Origin of the sequence: Acidiphilium sp. PM, from assembly GCF_000219295.1 — a bacterium.
GTDB lineage: Bacteria > Pseudomonadota > Alphaproteobacteria > Acetobacterales > Acetobacteraceae > Acidiphilium > Acidiphilium multivorum.
Window position 1 is genome coordinate 1 of sequence record NZ_AFPR01000517.1, and the last position, 15,344, is coordinate 15,344.

General features: G+C 67.0%; 13 protein-coding genes and 2 pseudogenes. 5 read left to right on the plus strand and 10 right to left on the minus strand.

Going from position 1 to position 15,344, the window contains the following annotated elements; all coding sequences use genetic code 11:
* Positions 1 to 516 (minus strand): annotated as a pseudogene (locus APM_RS16860) (hypothetical protein); the annotation flags it as partial.
* A gap of 326 nt (positions 517 to 842) precedes the next feature.
* Here APM_RS16860 and APM_RS16865 point away from each other — a divergent pair.
* Positions 843 to 2,090 carry an ROK family transcriptional regulator gene (locus APM_RS16865; RefSeq protein WP_007424602.1) on the plus strand — a complete coding sequence of 416 codons (1,248 nt, stop codon included), beginning with the start codon at positions 843 to 845 and terminating at the stop codon, positions 2,088 to 2,090.
* A 355-nt stretch (positions 2,091 to 2,445) separates the two neighbouring features.
* On the opposite strand, the gene hpnE is transcribed toward APM_RS16865, so the two are convergent.
* The 5 genes from hpnE to hpnA are packed head-to-tail and all read right to left on the minus strand — an operon-like array spanning position 2,446 to position 7,580.
* Positions 2,446 to 3,678, minus strand: a complete 1,233-nt coding sequence (gene hpnE / locus APM_RS16870) for a hydroxysqualene dehydroxylase HpnE (protein ID WP_007424604.1) — start codon at positions 3,676 to 3,678, stop codon at positions 2,446 to 2,448.
* Positions 3,675 to 4,547 carry a presqualene diphosphate synthase HpnD gene (gene hpnD / locus APM_RS16875; protein ID WP_007424605.1) on the minus strand — a complete coding sequence of 291 codons (873 nt, stop codon included), beginning with the start codon at positions 4,545 to 4,547 and terminating at the stop codon, positions 3,675 to 3,677. The genes hpnE and hpnD overlap by 4 nt, the downstream gene beginning before the upstream one ends.
* Positions 4,547 to 5,383 carry a squalene synthase HpnC gene (hpnC, locus tag APM_RS16880; protein ID WP_007424606.1) on the minus strand — a complete coding sequence of 279 codons (837 nt, stop codon included), beginning with the start codon at positions 5,381 to 5,383 and terminating at the stop codon, positions 4,547 to 4,549. The genes hpnD and hpnC overlap by 1 nt, the downstream gene beginning before the upstream one ends.
* Positions 5,380 to 6,507 carry a glycosyltransferase gene (locus APM_RS16885; RefSeq protein WP_007424607.1) on the minus strand — a complete coding sequence of 376 codons (1,128 nt, stop codon included), beginning with the start codon at positions 6,505 to 6,507 and terminating at the stop codon, positions 5,380 to 5,382. The genes hpnC and APM_RS16885 overlap by 4 nt, the downstream gene beginning before the upstream one ends.
* Entirely contained in the window at positions 6,504 to 7,580 is a 1,077-nt protein-coding gene (gene hpnA / locus APM_RS16890; protein WP_050807223.1) for a hopanoid-associated sugar epimerase, read from the minus strand. The genes APM_RS16885 and hpnA overlap by 4 nt, the downstream gene beginning before the upstream one ends.
* Before the next feature lie 213 nt (positions 7,581 to 7,793).
* Between hpnA and APM_RS16895 the strand changes: the two genes are divergently transcribed.
* From APM_RS16895 to APM_RS16905, 3 genes are all read left to right on the plus strand, one after another.
* The gene (locus APM_RS16895) at positions 7,794 to 8,786 is read left to right on the plus strand and encodes a lysylphosphatidylglycerol synthase domain-containing protein (protein ID WP_007424609.1); all 993 of its coding nucleotides are present in this window, start codon (positions 7,794 to 7,796) and stop codon (positions 8,784 to 8,786) included.
* A 69-nt stretch (positions 8,787 to 8,855) separates the two neighbouring features.
* Complete coding sequence (locus APM_RS16900; RefSeq protein WP_007424610.1) at positions 8,856 to 9,110, plus strand: GlsB/YeaQ/YmgE family stress response membrane protein; 255 nt, start codon at positions 8,856 to 8,858, stop codon at positions 9,108 to 9,110.
* A 43-nt stretch (positions 9,111 to 9,153) separates the two neighbouring features.
* Positions 9,154 to 10,335 (plus strand): acyltransferase, encoded by a 1,182-nt coding sequence (locus tag APM_RS16905; protein ID WP_011941296.1) that lies wholly within the window; start codon positions 9,154 to 9,156, stop codon positions 10,333 to 10,335.
* Here the strand turns inward: APM_RS16905 and APM_RS16910 are convergent.
* The 4 genes from APM_RS16910 to hemC are packed head-to-tail and all read right to left on the minus strand — an operon-like array spanning position 10,295 to position 14,136.
* Positions 10,295 to 11,479 carry a heme biosynthesis HemY N-terminal domain-containing protein gene (locus APM_RS16910; RefSeq protein ID WP_007424611.1) on the minus strand — a complete coding sequence of 395 codons (1,185 nt, stop codon included), beginning with the start codon at positions 11,477 to 11,479 and terminating at the stop codon, positions 10,295 to 10,297. The two genes, APM_RS16905 and APM_RS16910, sit on opposite strands and share 41 nt — an antisense overlap.
* Positions 11,479 to 12,432, minus strand: a complete 954-nt coding sequence (locus tag APM_RS16915) for a COG4223 family protein (RefSeq protein ID WP_007424612.1) — start codon at positions 12,430 to 12,432, stop codon at positions 11,479 to 11,481. The genes APM_RS16910 and APM_RS16915 overlap by 1 nt, the downstream gene beginning before the upstream one ends.
* Positions 12,429 to 13,142 (minus strand): uroporphyrinogen-III synthase, encoded by a 714-nt coding sequence (locus tag APM_RS16920; protein ID WP_007424613.1) that lies wholly within the window; start codon positions 13,140 to 13,142, stop codon positions 12,429 to 12,431. The genes APM_RS16915 and APM_RS16920 overlap by 4 nt, the downstream gene beginning before the upstream one ends.
* On the minus strand, positions 13,135 to 14,136 hold the full coding sequence (gene hemC / locus APM_RS16925) for a hydroxymethylbilane synthase (RefSeq protein ID WP_035186576.1): 1,002 nt from the start codon (positions 14,134 to 14,136) through the stop codon (positions 13,135 to 13,137). Before hemC ends, APM_RS16920 begins: the two co-directional genes overlap by 8 nt.
* 23 nt (positions 14,137 to 14,159) lie before the next feature.
* On the opposite strand from hemC, the pseudogene tsaD reads away from it, so the two are divergent.
* Positions 14,160 to 15,252, plus strand: a pseudogene (gene tsaD, locus APM_RS16930) (tRNA (adenosine(37)-N6)-threonylcarbamoyltransferase complex transferase subunit TsaD).
* Positions 15,253 to 15,344 lie beyond the last annotated feature (92 nt).

Sequence of the window (15,344 nt, forward strand, 5' to 3'; positions counted from 1 at the left end):
GCCGGCAACGCCCATGAAGGCGCGCGGGTTGAACGTGTAGTAGTCCTGATTGGCGTAGGGCGTCTGGATCAGCTGACGGCCGAAACGGATTTCCACTTTCGGCGTCTGATACTGTAGATACGCCTGCCGGAACGACTGGATGCCAAAATACGAACCGGTCAGTTCGCCGTCGTAGTGTGTGTCGTTCTTGCTGTAGAGGCCGAGCGACTGCGCCGTGTAACCGCCAAGGCCAACACTGAACCCGTTGAACGATCCGGTGTGGGCAATCAGATGCCCGCCGATCGCGAAGGAGTGAGTGCTCTTCGAAGTGTGACCATTATTTGCATAATCGAAGTGAATCGCCCCGATCATGCCCTGGAAGGTGGTCTGCCGCAGTGCGTCGCCCAGGCTCTGCGCGTGCGCGAGCGGTGCGAGGCCGAAAAGGCTGATCACGCCTGCGGCGCATGCTGCGCGGCGCAGCTTCCGCGTCGCAGACCGGGCCGGGACGTCGCCCGCCTGGTTGCTAATGTTTCGCATTATGGTTGAACCTCCATGTTGAAAGACTTTTTTGCTGGCGAAATCCGCGCCTTGCGCGCAGATCCTGCCCGCTGCTTCGCCATCTGCAACGGGTAGACGGGGGCATTGACCGCGCCGGGCCACGCCACGTGGAAGACGCGCGGAAACTGCGTCGCGCGCGAAATTGTGCAAACTGGATGATGTGCTTCAGTCGCCGACGTCGGCATTGTTCCGTCCCCGTTTGATTTCTGTGCCGCGCTGCCCCGAGCTCGCTTGCACGAATTATTTTTACTCTTTAAGAAACCACTAGAGAGGAGCGTTTTCAATGTCAAGAAAGATTCATATCGGTGGCGTCGCGGCTCGGACGGCGCGATGATTCGGCCGGCGAGGGGGCGCGGATGACCCGCGCGCGCGTGAATTCTGCCCTGGTGCGGCGCATCAATTCGGCGCGGCTGTTCCACATGATCCGCCAGAATCCAGGCATCTCGCAGCAGAAGCTTTCGCAGATTTCCGGTATCGATCCTGCGACCATTTCGATCATCATCAACAATCTTGAATCGGGCGGCATTGTTCGGCGCGACACTGATGCGCCGACCGGCCGAGCCGGGCGGCCAACCACGGCGCTGAGCCTTGATCCGCGAGCCGGATATCTCGCGGGTATCAGCGTCGAACCGGACGCCATCCGCATCGTGATCTCGACCATCGACGGTACCGCCTGCGCCGATCTCGCGGTGCCCGGCAGCACGGCGCCAGAGGCTGCAATCGCCGCCGCCCGCAGCGGCGTTACCGCGGCCTTGCGCTCGTTGCGCGCCACGCGCGCCACGCTTCTTGCCGCGGGAGTCGCCATGCCAGCGCTCGTCTCGACCGGCGGGCGTATCGTCTTCGCGCCCAATATCGGGTGGCGTGATCTCGATGTCGCCGAAAATCTCGCCCAGAAACTGAAGGTGCCGGTCCGCGTCGAGAACGACGTGAAGGCGGCAGCCTTGGCGGAGCACCTCTTCGGAGCAAGCCGCGACATAGCCGATTTCGTTTACGTGATGGGTCGTTCGGGCATCGGCGGCGGGCTCTATTTGATGGGTGAGCTTTACCGCGGCCCTCATGGACTGGCTGGCGAAATCGGCCACATGAAGATTGTGCCCGGCGGACGTGCCTGTGGTTGCGGTGGTCAGGGCTGCTTCGAAGCCTATGTATCCGAAAAGGCAATCCTGAGCGATCTCGCCGCCCGAGGCCACGGGGCGAGAGATGTCGCTTCCGTCCGCAAGGCCTGCGAGGCTGGCGACCCCGTGGCACGCGCCGTGCTCGCCGAGGCCGGACGTCATCTCGGGCTCGCCCTGGCGAACCTGATCAACATTATCAGTCCGCGCCGTATCGTGCTCGGCGGCAGCCTCGCGCAGCTCGCGCCGTTCCTGCTGCCCGCGGCGATGGAGACGCTGGAAGCCAATGCGCTTGCGGCTATCTATAGAGATGTCGAGATCGTCGTCTCCGAGATGAGCGGCAGTGCGGCGGCGATGGGCGGCATAGCCCTCGCGCTCCAGCAATTTCTCGATGATCCGCCGGTTCGCCTCGATCGCGTGCGCCCCACGCCTTCGCCCTGAAATCCCGATCGACTCTCCGGCCACGCAAAAACCCAGCATGTCGCCGTTCAGTTGCCTCCCAGTTGACGGCACCCGAGCCGAGCGCCGCATGACTCTTACATATTTTGGGCAGTTTTTCCGGGTGCAGGCACGTGGGTCAAGTGTAAATGACAGAATTGCGTCGGCTGGCGAGCAACTAATGAAGAGTGTTGCAGATTTGCCAAACCTGGCGGCAGGAAATTTGAAGGTTGCAAGAAGGCATCGAGATTGTTCCAGATGTCTGATTTTCCGCCAGAAATGAGGCGTTGGCCCAATGCGTGGAAGAGGCCAACGGGCAATCTGATTTCGAGTTTTTGCGATGTCGAAAGTTATGGCGTCAGATATGCTGCGCTGCAGATTCGCCTGATCGGATCGCCCCTTCAATGGTCGAGGGCAGGCCGGTCGCGGTATAGTCCCCGGCGAGGCGCAGGTTGACGAGCCGGGTGCTTGAGCCCGGTCGGCGCGCAAGCTGTTCCGGTGTCGCAGCGAAGGTTGCACGCTTCTCCTTCACAACGCGCCACGGAGGCATGGCGCGTGGCAGACCGAAACCACGGCGCAGATCGGACCACACTTCGGCGGCAAGGCGATCGGTCTCCTGCTCGAGACGGTCATTCGCCGCGCTGATGGTCACGGAGACCACTTCGGGTTTCTCGAACACCCATTCGGCGGTACCGCCGATCAGGCCGTAGAAGCCGGCCGGCCCCGGATCGATGCCGGCACGGAAATGCAGGTTGATGATCGCCTCGTGAGCGTCGGGCACGGTGAGGCCGGGCAGCAGTTCGGCCGCGACCCAGGGTGGAGTGGCCAAGATGACCCGTTCGTCGGACCCGACGATCTCATCGACATTGGGGCCGACCAAGCCGGTCACCCGCGCATCGGTCATCGTCAGTCCGGCGATCCGCGCACCGAAGCGCAATTCGGCCCCGCTTGCGCGCAGAAAGGCGAGGGCGGGATCGACAAGGCTCTCCGAAAGCCCGATCTTCGGCATACGCGGTATGGTCGCGGCGCCTCCGCGCGCGAGACTTTCCCGAACGACCGCGGCCAGCGGCGCAGCGGAGGCCGTCTCCGGTTTCGTGTTGAGCGCCGCGATCGCCAGCGGTTCGAGCAGCCTGTCATACAATGTGCCCAATCCGCCGAGAATCCCGGCCACTGTGTCTGTTACCGCCGCGCGTTCGAGCCGGCGCAGCGCGAGATAGTCCAGCGCGTCAGTGCCAGGCACGCGCCAATCCCGGCGCAGCACCCACCAAGGCAGCATGCCGCGGTTGAGCCGCAGTGTCCAGGCATCGCCGGAAATAAGGTCGATGAACGGAAAAAGCGGGTGGCTCGGCCCGGTCAGCGTTTCCTCGGCGCCGATCCGCCGCAGATAGGCCATCGTGCTGCGGTTGCCTGACAGCAGAAGGTGGTTGCCATTGTCGATGCGGCAGCCAAGTGCGGCGTCGTGATAGGAGCGGCAGCGCCCACCGGCCCATTTCGCCGCCTCGTACAGCACCACCCGGCGCCCCCGCGCGGCGAGGGTTGTCGCGGCGGACAGCCCGGCCATGCCGGCGCCGATCACATGCACGCGGGTCATCGGTGCCGGTCGGTCCGGATGAGAAGCTCGGCGGCAAGGCGCAACTTGCGCCAGGCTGGCAGGCTGGGCCGGCGCTCGGGATGGGCGAAACCCGCCGCGCGCATCACCCCCAGCAACGGCCGATAGGCATCCGCCATCATTCGTGCCGGCAGCACGGCGCGGCGGTCGCAGCCGCGCATCGCGGCGTCGGCCTCGGCGAAATGTTGCTCGGCCAGCCCGGCGATCTCGGCCATTGCCCGCTTCAGTCCCGGATCGGCCAGCAGCGTTGCCGGATTGGCAGCAGCATCGGCAGCCTCCAGCGCCTCGCGCGGGAGATATATTCGCCCCCGCGCCGCATCCTCGCCGACATCGCGCAGGATGTTGGTGAGTTGCAACGCCCGGCCGAGATGATGTGCCACCCTGTCGCCCTGTGCCGAAACCTCGCCGAACACCCGGATCGACAGCCGGCCCACTGCCGAGGCCACGCGGTCGCAATAAAGATCGAGCGTGGCCATGTCCGGCGCGATGATCGGTGCGCCGGCATCCATCTCCATCCCGTCGATGATCGCGTGGAAATCCTCCCGCCGCAGCGCGTAGCGCAGCGAGGCATCGCGCAGCAGGCGGGTGACCGGGTCATCACCGCCTTCGGGCAGCGCGTCGATCCGCCGGCGCCAGGCATCGAGCCCTTCGCGCTTCGCCGCAAGCGGCGCCTCTTCGTCGGCGATATCGTCCACGATCCGGCAGAACGTGTAGATTGCATACATCGCGGTGCGGCGCGGCGCAGGGAGAACACTCATGCCGCGATAGAAGGACGTGCCGGCGGCGCGCGTCGCGGCGGCGACGGTTGCGGCGTCATCGGCGAAGCGCGCGGCGTTGGCGGGAATGAACATCAGAGCAGGCGTGGAAGGCCGGCGAGTACGGCGCTGATGGCGTCGTTACGGCGCAGCTTCACGCGCCCGGCCAGCGGATCCTCCCGCAGTAGGCGGCGGTGCAGCCGGCGGGCGAGGCCAACGATGATCGCCGTCTCCACCCGCAACCCGCGGGCGACCACGAATCCCGGAAGACGCGCCGCCTTCGCGTTTAACTCCGCCGTCCTTTTCAGCATCGCATCGAACACCGAGCGCAGTGCCGGGGGAGTCGCCTTCGCGGTGACGGCGTCCGGCCCGAGCCCGACCGCCTGCAACCAGTCACCGGGGATGTAGGACCGGTCGAGGGTGTCGAAATCCTTCGCGCAATCCTGAAGGTGGTTGAGCACCTGCAGGCTGGCGCACAGCGCGTCGGAGGCAGGCCAACTCTGGCGGCTCTCGCCGTGCAGATCGAGCACGTAACGTCCGACCGGCGCCGCCGAATAGCGACAATAGCGCATCAACTCGTCCCAACTCGCATAGCGTGTCTTGGTCGCATCCTGCCGGAAGGCAACGAGCAATTCGCGCGCATGGACCGGATCGACGTTGGTCTCCGCCAGGCTCTCGCGAAGCCGTGCCGCCGAAGGCGAACGCGTCGGATCGTCGCCGTCCAGCACCGCTTCCATTGCATCGAGGCGGGCGATCTTTTCCGCCGGAGCAAGATCGGGATGATCGGCGATGTCGTCGGCATTGCGCGCGAACGCGTAATAGGCATGCACGTGCCGGCGCAGCCCGGCGCGAATCAGCCAAGAGCCGACCGGGAAATTCTCGTCACCGCGGTCCTTGCCAGAAGCGTGTTCGATGCTCGCGGCGGCACTCATGCGTCGGCTCCATAATCGCGGCTTTTCCAGGCAGCCCCTGTGCCACGCCAATAGCGCAGTGCGGAGGCCAACGTCGCCTCCATATAGACAAGCGCGATCAGCGGTAGTGCCAGCCCCCAATACCAGCCGCGTCCGTAGCGCCGCAGCGTCGGCTGATAGCTCAGCACCGCGAGCAGCGAGGCAATCAGCCCGCACAAGGCCGCGACTTCATGCCCGAAAACGAGGGCAAGCGGCGGCACCAGCCAGACGACCGCCAGCCCAGCCAGCGTGAGCGCGAGCAGCAGCCCGGAATAATGCAGCTGGGTAAAGGCAGTGCGCGAGATCATCGCCCTGATGTCGGCAAGCCGCGGATAGGGGCGGATCGAGCGAGCGAGGCCGGAATGCCCGAGGAACACGGCGCCGCCGCGCTTGACCCGGCCGGCCAGCGTGACGTCGTCGATCAGCGCGCCGTGCATCGCCGCGAGCCCGCCAGCCCGCTCCAGCGCCTCGCGCCGGATCAGCACCGTGCCGCCGGCCGCCGCGGCGGTGCCGTCGAGCGGATCGTTCACGCGGGCGAACGGGTAGAGCATCTGGAAGAAGTAGACGAAAGCCGGCACCAGCGCGCGCTCGGCGGCGCTTTCGCAGTTCAGACGCACCATTTCCGAAACCATGTCGAGCCGCGCGCCGCGCTCCGGTGTCACCAACCTCGCGGCCAGCGTCGCCAGATGCCGCGGATCGTGAACAATATCGGCATCGGTGAACAGCAGCACTGGCGCCGCGCCGTGCGCGACTCCCTGCTCCAATGCCCAGAGTTTGCCCGACCAGCCGGCTGGCTTGTCGCCGCCGCGCAGCAGGGCAAAGCGCGGATCGCCGTTCGCCGCCCGGATCGCGATGTCGCCTGTGCGATCCGTACTGCCATCGTCGACCAGGATCACCCGGAACGGCCCGGCATAATCCTGAGCCAGCAGCGATTGCACGACCGCCCCGATCGTTTCCGCCTCGTCGCGCGCCGGCACGATGATGTCCACCGGAACCGCGGTTGCCGGCCGCGCCGGGGCGAGTTCCGGGCCGCTCTGCCAGAACTGGCCGTGCAGCAGATATAGGTAGATCCAAGCCAGCAGCGCGAGCAGGGCAAGCAGGGTCATGCGGTCGCTCCATCCGGCTCGAAGGCGAGGCTCGGCAGCAGGCCGCGGCGGCAGAAATCGGCGAGCGCATCGCGCATCGCTTCCTCTGCCGGGCGGGCATGATAGCCGAGTTCCCGAACGGCCTTCTCCGAAGAATAGAACATCCGCTTTCGCGCCATGGTCAGCATGTCGCGCGTCATCAGCGGCTCATGGCCCGAGATCCGCGCCCAGGCTTCCATGAGCGCCGCAACCGGCATCAGCGGGCCGATCGGCAATTTTACCCGTGGCGGCGGCTTGCCGGCCAGCCGTGTGATCATTCGCCCGATTTCGGAGAGCATGAGATTCTCGCCACCGAGAATATAGCTCTCGCCGCGCCGTCCCCGCGTCAGAGCAAGCACATGACCCTCGGCGACGTCATCCACATGCACGATGTTCATGCCGGTCTCGACATAGGCCGGCATATGGCCGCGAGCGGCGTCCAGCACCATGCGGCCGGTCGGCGTCGGCTTGATGTCGCCTGGTCCAACCGGGGCGGCCGGATTGACGATGACGATATCCAACCCCTCGGCGACAAGCTTCTTCACCGCCAACTCGGCCTCGTATTTCGACCGCTTGTAGGGGCCGACATGATCCGCCGCCGCATGCGGCGTCGCCTCGTCGGCCGGGCTGCCATCATGAGTCAGGCCGAGAGCGGCGACGCTGCTGGTATAGACCATCCGGCACGCCCCGTCCGCCTGTGCCGCGCGGAACAGGGCAATGGTGCCGTCGATATTCACCGCCCGCATCGCCGCCGGATCGGGCACGTAGAGACGATAATCGGCGGCCACGTGAAAGATGTGCGAGCAGCCCTCGACCGCTTGCGCCAACGAGTTTGGATCGGTGAGGTCACCGACCACCCGCTCGCCGGGCAGTTGCGCGAGATTGCGCATGTCGCTCGAAGCGCGGTGCATCAGCCGCAGCCTGAAACCGTGCCGGACCAGCGCTCGGGCCACGGCGGCGCCGACGAAGCCGGTCGCGCCGGTGACAAGAACCGGCCGGTCGTCGGCGATGGGGCGCGCAACCGTCTCGAGCGGAGAAGAAGAATCGCTGCTCATGCCTGCCATGGAAAAATCCTGCCGAGGGCATACTTGATTGCCGGCGCCGAGGCAAAGTGCAGGCCCCCCGGCGATGGCAATACCCCGGACCCGCGCGATCTGCTAAGGGCGAACCAGTGGTGTCAGGCCGCGCCCTTTTTCCGGCTTGCGGAGTGAGTGAAATCAAGTGTTGGGATCTTATCCTGCCCGTCTCTCCTTGCTGAGCGCCGTGTCGTGATCCGCCGTCTCGGCATCTGGCCGGCCGTGTTCGCGCTGGTCGGACTCCTCCTCTTCACCGGCACGATCGCATGGCTCGGCTGGGGCGATGTGATTCGCGCGCTCGAACGGATCAGCCTGCCCGGCTTCATCGCCTATCTCGGCGTGCAGATGGTGATCATCGCCGGACTCGCGTTGGCCTGGCGGCTTTTGCTGCGCCGCCGCTATGGCGGAAGCTTCCTCCTGCTCTACTGGGGCCGGATGGTGCGCGACTCGGCCGGTGAATTTCTGCCCTTCTCGCATGTCGGCGGGTTCGTGATCGGCGGCCGGGCCATCGCCCTGGGTGGGGTCGCCTTCGCCGACGCGGCGGCCTCGACGCTGGCCGACGTAACTCTCGAATTCCTTGCCGAACTCGTCTTCGTCGGCATCGGCGTGATTCTGCTGGTAGCCTTGGTGCCGGACAGCGCTCTGGTGCTGCCGATGAGCATCGGCCTCGCCATGGCGCTGGTCGCCGGCCTGTCCTTCCTGCTGATGCAGAAGGGGATGAGCCGCCTTTTCAGTGGCCTGGCGATGCGGATCGCCGGGCAATCGGCCGATGCCGCCTCGATCGGGATCCAGCGCCTGCAATCCGCGCTCGATACGATCTATGCCCGCCGCGGGCGGCTCATCGCCGCCGGCGCGATGCACCTTCTGTGCTGGTTCGGCACCGGCGTCGCCTCCTTCGTCGCCTTTCGCGCGCTGGGCCAGAATATCTCGCTCCGCGATGCCCTGGCGATCGAGGCACTTCTGCACGCGATCCTGTCCACCGGCTTCTTCGTTCCCGGCCGACTCGGCGTGCAGGAGGCGGCCTATACATTGCTCGGCGCCGTATTCGGCATTCCGCCCGACATTGCGCTTTCGGTCTCGCTGCTGCGGCGCGCGCGCGACCTTCTGATCGCTGTACCCGTCCTGCTTGCCTGGCAGGGCATCGAGGCGCGCCGGCTTCAGCCCGTCTCCGGCGACCTGGGCTGACAGGCGGCCTTGTCCGCACTGAGGCGGTCCCCCATCTCTTGTCTCACGAACGAAAGAGGGATTCGGGGAATGCACCTGATAGGTTTTATCATTCTTGGCCTGATCGCGGGCTGGATCGCCAGCCAGATCGTCGATAACGGCGGCAAGGGACCGATCCTCGATATCGTACTCGGCATCGTCGGCGCGCTAGTCGGCGGCCAGATTTTCCTTGCGCTTGGCTTCGCGCCCGGTGGCGGCTTTCTCTACAGCCTGTTCGTCTCGGTCGTCGGCGCGGTGATCATACTCGTTGCCTATCATGCCCTGCTCGGTCGTCGCCGATTGTAATATTCTGTTCAATACAATTTGAAGTTGTGATATTCTCCGCGCCATGGTGGCGCGGGAGGAAGGTTCTGCAATAGGCCGGCTGATCCGGCTTGACGGATTGCGCGGCGTTCTCGCGATATATGTGCTGGTCGGCCATCTGGTACCGTTCCTGCCATTGCCGCCGCTGGCCATGTGGGCTGCGCAAGGGCTTGTGAGCCACGGTCTCGCTGCGGTCGACCTGTTCTTTGCCCTGTCCGGGCTGGTGATCGTGCAGTCCATGACCCGGTTCGGTCGCCGCCCGGGATCGTTCCTCGTCGCCCGCGCACGCCGGCTTCTGCCCGTCTATATGATTGTACTGGTCGGCTCGACTCTGTTGATGCTCAAGGGGGGCTCGCCTTTCGCAACCATGCCATGGCTCGCGCCCGGCGACCCGGCGGCCGATATCTGGCCGGCTGGCCCGCCGCAGCACCCTGTCTTCGAGATACTGGCTCATCTGGTCTTCCTGCACGGGGCGTTGCCGCACCGCTTGCTGCCGGACGGCCCCTTCGCCCTCCTCGGCCCGGCCTGGAGCCTTTCGACCGAATGGCAGTTCTATGCGGTAATCGCGCTTGTCGCTCTCCGGTGCGATGGTCGCGATGGCACCCTTGTGCGTCTTTCGCTGGCTCTCATCGGACTGGCCGTTCTTGCCCGGATCTATGCCGCCTGTATCCCGGCTCCCTGGCGGTTCAGCAGGGCCTTTCTGCCGAACGAAGCCGCCTATTTCGCGCTCGGCGTCGCTGCCTCGCGGTTCTGGTCCGGCGATCGGGTAGGGGCGTGGAGGTTGTTCGTGATCATGCTCATCATGACGATGGCACTCGGCGCCAGTCACGGCGCGGGTTGGGGGCGGCTTGCCAAGCTCTTGCCGCCTCTTGCCTGGGCGATTGCGGTTGCCGCCCAGCGCGTACCCGCATGGCGGCCGTTCAGGCTACTGGCGCGATGTCTCGGATCGCCGCCCGTGCTTTGGCTTGGGCTGATTTCCTATCCACTCTATCTGGTGAACGAACCTGTCGGCCGCGCGCTCGCCTTGGCGCTTGGCCCGATTCTATCCGGCAGCCCCCTCCTGTTCGGGCTCTGCTGGGGCGGGGCGACGGTGGCTGGGTCGATCATCCTGGCCGCTATGCTGCACTACGGCATCGAGCGCCGGTTCCTGCGCCGCCGGCGGATTGTCAGGCCGCCGGTTGCGGTGCCGGCAACAGGCGGGGCGTAGACTCGGGATTCGTCCGGCGCAACCAGCCGAGCGAACCGATTGCCCCACATTTGCGGCAGGTCGGCTGCCACGCCTCGTGTTCGGTGTCGCAGGTCGCGCAGACCCATACGCCTTTGCCGCCGCCGTGCCGTTCGTGCCGTTCGGCCTCGCCGACCAGGTTCGCAGCGCGGGCCGTGCGCGCCAGTAACGCCTCGCTCTCCGGATGCCCGGGGTTGAGTTCGGCGAGTTTGGCCGCTGCCGTCGCCCGTTCCAGCGGCGATGTCAGCGCCGCCAGCCAGGCATCGGCAAGGTCGGGATGCGGCGCGATCCGCCAGCCCCGCTTCAGCGCCCGCTTTGCCCGCCAGGCCTGGCCAGCCTTCGCACGCGCCTCGAAAAGTGCGAGATGCGCTTCCGGCAGGCCCGGTGCCAAGCGCACGGCGTCCCGCGCCCAGTCGATCGCCAGCGGTTCGCCAGCCACCTCGCGTGAGGCCATGATAGCCAGCGCCGCGCGCGCCGCCGGATCGGTCGCCAGCCGCGCCGCCTCGCTGAACCGTCCCTGTCCCAGCGCGATCCGCACCCGCTGCTCGCGCAACCACGCCGAATTAGGATAAGATGCCGCCGCCTGGCGGGCCTGTTCTGCCGAGCGCGCCAGCCTGTCTGGGTCATCCTGGGGCAGTGGGCGTGCGGTCAGCAGGCCGCGCCAACCGAGGAATCCGGCATCGCCATGTTTCGCCAGGTTGGAGAACAGCGCCTCGGCCCCCGCAGCGTCGCCCGCCTGTCGCGCCGTTTCGGCGCTCACATAAAGCGTGAGCGGCGCCTCTGGTGCATGCCGCCGTGCGGTTCGCGCATGGCCGGCGGCAGCTTCGGTGTCGCCCGCTGCGAGCGCCGAAAGCGCGCGCAGCGCGGCGGAATCGGCGGCATCACGCCGCGCGCGGCCGCGCCTCACCGATATCCGCCTGGGCAGGCTGAGTGCCCCGCGCAGCAAGCCAAGTACCAGGACAACGACAACAATCAGCAGAACCAGCAGCAGGATAGCCACCGGCGTCGATGCGGTGGCGGCATAGGTCCCGATCTCGACAGTCACATGCCCTTGCAGGCCGGCAAGAAACCAGGCGATGCCCAGCAGGGTGATCGCGACGAGGGCGAAGCGGAAAGCGCGCAGCATCAGGCCTTCTCCGCCATTCCGGCAAGCGCCGTTCGCGCCGCAAGAAGCCCGCTGGCTTTTTCGGTCCAAGGCTTCATTGCCGTGGCTGCGTCCGGCGGAAGTTTCGCGAGGACAGCGAGGGTTGCCTTCAGATCATCCCGTCCAAGCGCGGCCTGCGCCTTGCCGAGAATGCCCTCGGCCAGGCTGCCGATCAGGACCTTGTCGCCATGCCGCACGGTGACGAGGCTTTCCACCCGCGCTTTCGTCCTCTGCCAGAACCCGCCTTGCGGCGCGGCGTCACCGGCAGCGTGTGTGGCGGCTTCCGCATAGGTCGGGAAGCTTGCCTTCAGCCCGGCAAGCGTCGGTGGCTTTGCGGTGGCGTAGGCGGCGAGGGCAGCCGGTGCGCCGGGAATATTGCCGAGCGGCAGTCCGTTCTGCAGGTTCAGGCTCGCCTGCGCGATCAGAGCCAGGGTCTTCGCCTTTGCCGCGAGTGCGGGCAGGTCGCCGCTCTGCTGCCGCAGCCGCGTCACCGCGGCGTGATCGGCGAGGGTGGTGGTCGACAGCGCTGCGATGCTGGACTCGATCTTGCCGATCCGCGCTGCGAGATCGGCGGGCAGGGCGGGCGCCGGTTCGGCGGGCACTGGCTTTTTCGCCTCCGCGGCAACAGTGGTCAGTTTCTGCTCCAGCGATGCCACCCGATTTCGCAGCGCGCCGATCCGGGTTGACAGCTGCGCGATCCGGGCTGATTGCCCCGCCGCGTCGAACTGGGCGCGAAGCAGAAAGACCTCGCCGACAGCAAGCGCGAGAATGGCGACGGTCACGAGGCCGAGCGCCGTGCGCCTGTGCCGGGGCACGTCCGTCGCGGCCTGTGCGGTCGCGGGGTCGGCAGCCTGAGGCTCTGGCGCGGCGGCTAGCGCCGGTTCGCCGGTGGCGGAGGGAGCGGTCGGGGTCTGGTTCGGGTCGTGCTCGGTCATGCCAGTATCGTTATCATGTGATCCTGATCGGGCGAAACCGCGCTGCGGATGTCGCGGAAGGGCAGGCGCGTGAGCGGGGCCGCAGCCGCCGGACTGATTGCCACGGCAATCGCCCCGGCCAGCGCCCCGTCGAGCCCCGCCTCGGTGATGAGGGTCACGAAACGCCGCGCGCTGGCTGGTGAGAATACCATCACCCGGTCGATTACGCCTGCCTCCAGCGCCGCCTGGGCTGCCGCGTCGAGCTGCCGGGCCGGGCGCGAGCGGTACACCACCCGACGTGTCACCCGGAAGCCGCGGCCGCGAAGATCAGCAGCGAGATCCATGCTGTGCCCCGCACCACAGGCCAGCAGCAGCCGTGCGCCGGGAGCGAGCCGCTCACCCAACAGCGCCGCCAGTTCCCGTGCCGTTCCGGCGGCACTCGCGACGTCGATGAACCCGGCTGCCCGCGCGCGGGCGGCGGTGGCATCACCCACCGCGAACAGCGGCACGGCCCGCAGTGCCGGTGGCAGGCCGGGCAGCGCCTGGGTGCTGGCGATCACGATTCCATCCACCAGCGTCGGCAAAGCCCCCGGCAATGGTTCGATCTCAAGACAGGGTGCGAGAACCGGCACATATCCTGCCGCGCGGAGGGCGGCGGCGGTGGCGCTGCCGCCCGGTTCGGGGCGCGTCACCAGGACGGTGAGCGGCTCTGTCGCACCGGTGTCAGTCAAGAAAGATGTCGGCCGGGCTGTCGCGCCGCAGCGAGGCACCGAGTTCCGCCCCCAGTCGCGCTGCATCGGCGGCGTTCGCCACCTCGCTGCGCTTCAGCAGGAAACTGCCATCCGGACGCGCTGTGAGCCCTGTCAGGTGCAGATTGCCATCCGGCAGCAGCCGTGCATGTCCGCCGATCGGCGTGCGGCAGGAACCGTCAAGCGCAGCGAGCAATGCCCGCTCTGCCTTGGAGACTGCCTTCGCCTCGTGATTCTCGATCGCCGCGAGCAGTTCGGCGAGCCGGCTGTCTGCCGCCCGCACGGTAATCCCGACAATCCCCTGGCAGGCGGCTGGCACCATCGCTTCCGGGTCGATGGCTGCGGCCACCTCCTCTTCGAATCCAAGCCGCCGCAGCCCGGCGAGAGCGAGCAAGGTTGCATCGAACGTGCCGATACGTGCCGCATCCAGCCTGGTGCGGACATTGCCGCGCAGCAGGCCGATCTGTAGGTCGGGCCGGGCATGCAGCAGTTGCGCCTGCCGCCGCACCGACGAGGTCCCGACCCGCGCGCCCTTCGGCAGGCTCGACCAGATATCGCCGTCGTTCACCGGCCCGAGCCCGTCGGCAAGGATCAGCGCGTCGCGGGCGTCCTCGCGCTTCATCGTGCAGGCGAGGATGATGCCGTCCGGCAATGCGGTCTCGAGATCCTTGAGGCTGTGCACTGCGAAGTCGATCCGCCCGTCGAGCAGCGCCTCATGGATTTCCTTGGCGAACAGCCCCTTGCCACCGATTTCGGCGAGGGGGCGGTCGGTCACCCGGTCACCGGTCGTGCTGATGATCTCGGGCGCGAAGGCATCCGGCGCGAAACCGAGGGCCGGGCAGATCTCGCGCAGCGCCGCGAGGAACATGTCGGTCTGCCGGAGGGCTAGCGGCGACCCGCGTGTGCCGACTCGTAGCGGCAGCCGGCGGCCGGAATGGGGGGCGACTTTGCTGCCCGACGAGCTTTCCTGGTGCATCTTCACTGCTTAAAAGGATCGCGATGGAAAGAAAAGCCGCAAGCGGCGACGCGTTGGGCCACGACTCGCTGATCCTCGGTATCGAGAGTTCGTGCGACGAAACAGCCTGCGCCGTGCTCGACGGCGCGGGGCGGATCCGTGCGGAGTTCGTCGCCAGCCAGATCGCCGACCACGCGCCCTTCGGCGGCGTGGTGCCGGAAATTGCCGCGCGCGCCCATCTCGCATTGCTGCCGGACATGATCCACCGCGCGCTGGCGGCGACCGGCACCACGCCGTCCGGCCTTGTCGCGATTGCCGCCACGGCCGGCCCAGGCCTGATCGGCGGCCTTATCGTCGGCGCCAATACGGCCAGAGGGATGGCGCTGGCAGCCGACGTGCCGTTCATCGCGATCAACCATCTCGAAGCCCATGCGCTCACCGCGCGTCTGCCGGACACCGGCGGCAACCCGCCGAACTTCCCCTATCTGTTGCTGCTTGTCTCCGGCGGGCACACGGCGCTCATCGCGGTGGAGGGGGTCGGACGCTATCGCCGGCTTGGCACCACGCTGGACGATGCGGCCGGCGAGGCCTTCGACAAGGTCGCGAAACTGCTTGGCCTGCCCTATCCCGGCGGCCCGGCGCTGGAGCGTCTTGCCGCCGAAGGGCAGGGCGGCCGATTCGACCTGCCGCGGCCGATGCTTGGCCGGCCCGGCTGCGACTTTTCCTTCTCCGGCCTGAAGACCGCCGTTGCTCAACTTGTCGCCCGGCAGCCGGAAGGCGGTCTGCCGCGCGATTTCGCAGCCGATCTCGCCTTCGCCTTCCAGAGCGCGGTGGTCGCGGCCCTGGCCGATCGGCTGCGCCATGCCCTGGCGATGCTGCCCGGCGCGACAGCGGTGGTCGTCGCCGGCGGGGTCGCCGCCAACAAGGCGGTGCGCGCCGCGCTGGCCGATATTGCCGCCGGCGCAGGCCCTTCCCCTCGCCGCACCGCCGCTCCGCCTCTGCACCGACAATGCGGTCATGGTCGCCTGGGCGGCGATCGAGCGCCTGCGCGCTGGCGACGCCGCCGATCCGCTCGGCGTGCGCTGCCGGCCGCGCTGGCCGCTGGAGCATGTGCGGAACATGCAGATTGCAGGCTGAGCGGGTTTCGTGCCACGCTAGTACATAATCCGATCGAATGACCTCATCTGACCGGATCAGGATACTCGCTCTTTCAGACTGATGGCGCTCGG

Excerpts from the sequence above, each read along its gene's own strand:
- hemC (WP_035186576.1), bottom strand. The coding sequence starts at position 14,136 with ATGCACCAGGAAAGCTCGTCGGGCAGCAAAGTCGCCCCCCATTCCGGC.
- hpnD (WP_007424605.1), bottom strand. The coding sequence starts at position 4,547 with ATGTTCATTCCCGCCAACGCCGCGCGCTTCGCCGATGACGCCGCAACC.
- APM_RS16905 (WP_011941296.1), top strand. The coding sequence starts at position 9,154 with ATGGTGGCGCGGGAGGAAGGTTCTGCAATAGGCCGGCTGATCCGGCTT.
- hpnE (WP_007424604.1), bottom strand. The coding sequence starts at position 3,678 with ATGACCCGCGTGCATGTGATCGGCGCCGGCATGGCCGGGCTGTCCGCC.
- hpnC (WP_007424606.1), bottom strand. The coding sequence starts at position 5,383 with ATGAGTGCCGCCGCGAGCATCGAACACGCTTCTGGCAAGGACCGCGGT.
- hpnA (WP_050807223.1), bottom strand. The coding sequence starts at position 7,580 with ATGAGCAGCGATTCTTCTTCTCCGCTCGAGACGGTTGCGCGCCCCATC.
- APM_RS16915 (WP_007424612.1), bottom strand. The coding sequence starts at position 12,432 with ATGACCGAGCACGACCCGAACCAGACCCCGACCGCTCCCTCCGCCACC.
- APM_RS16900 (WP_007424610.1), top strand. The coding sequence starts at position 8,856 with ATGCACCTGATAGGTTTTATCATTCTTGGCCTGATCGCGGGCTGGATC.
- APM_RS16885 (WP_007424607.1), bottom strand. The coding sequence starts at position 6,507 with ATGACCCTGCTTGCCCTGCTCGCGCTGCTGGCTTGGATCTACCTATAT.
- APM_RS16910 (WP_007424611.1), bottom strand. The coding sequence starts at position 11,479 with ATGCTGCGCGCTTTCCGCTTCGCCCTCGTCGCGATCACCCTGCTGGGC.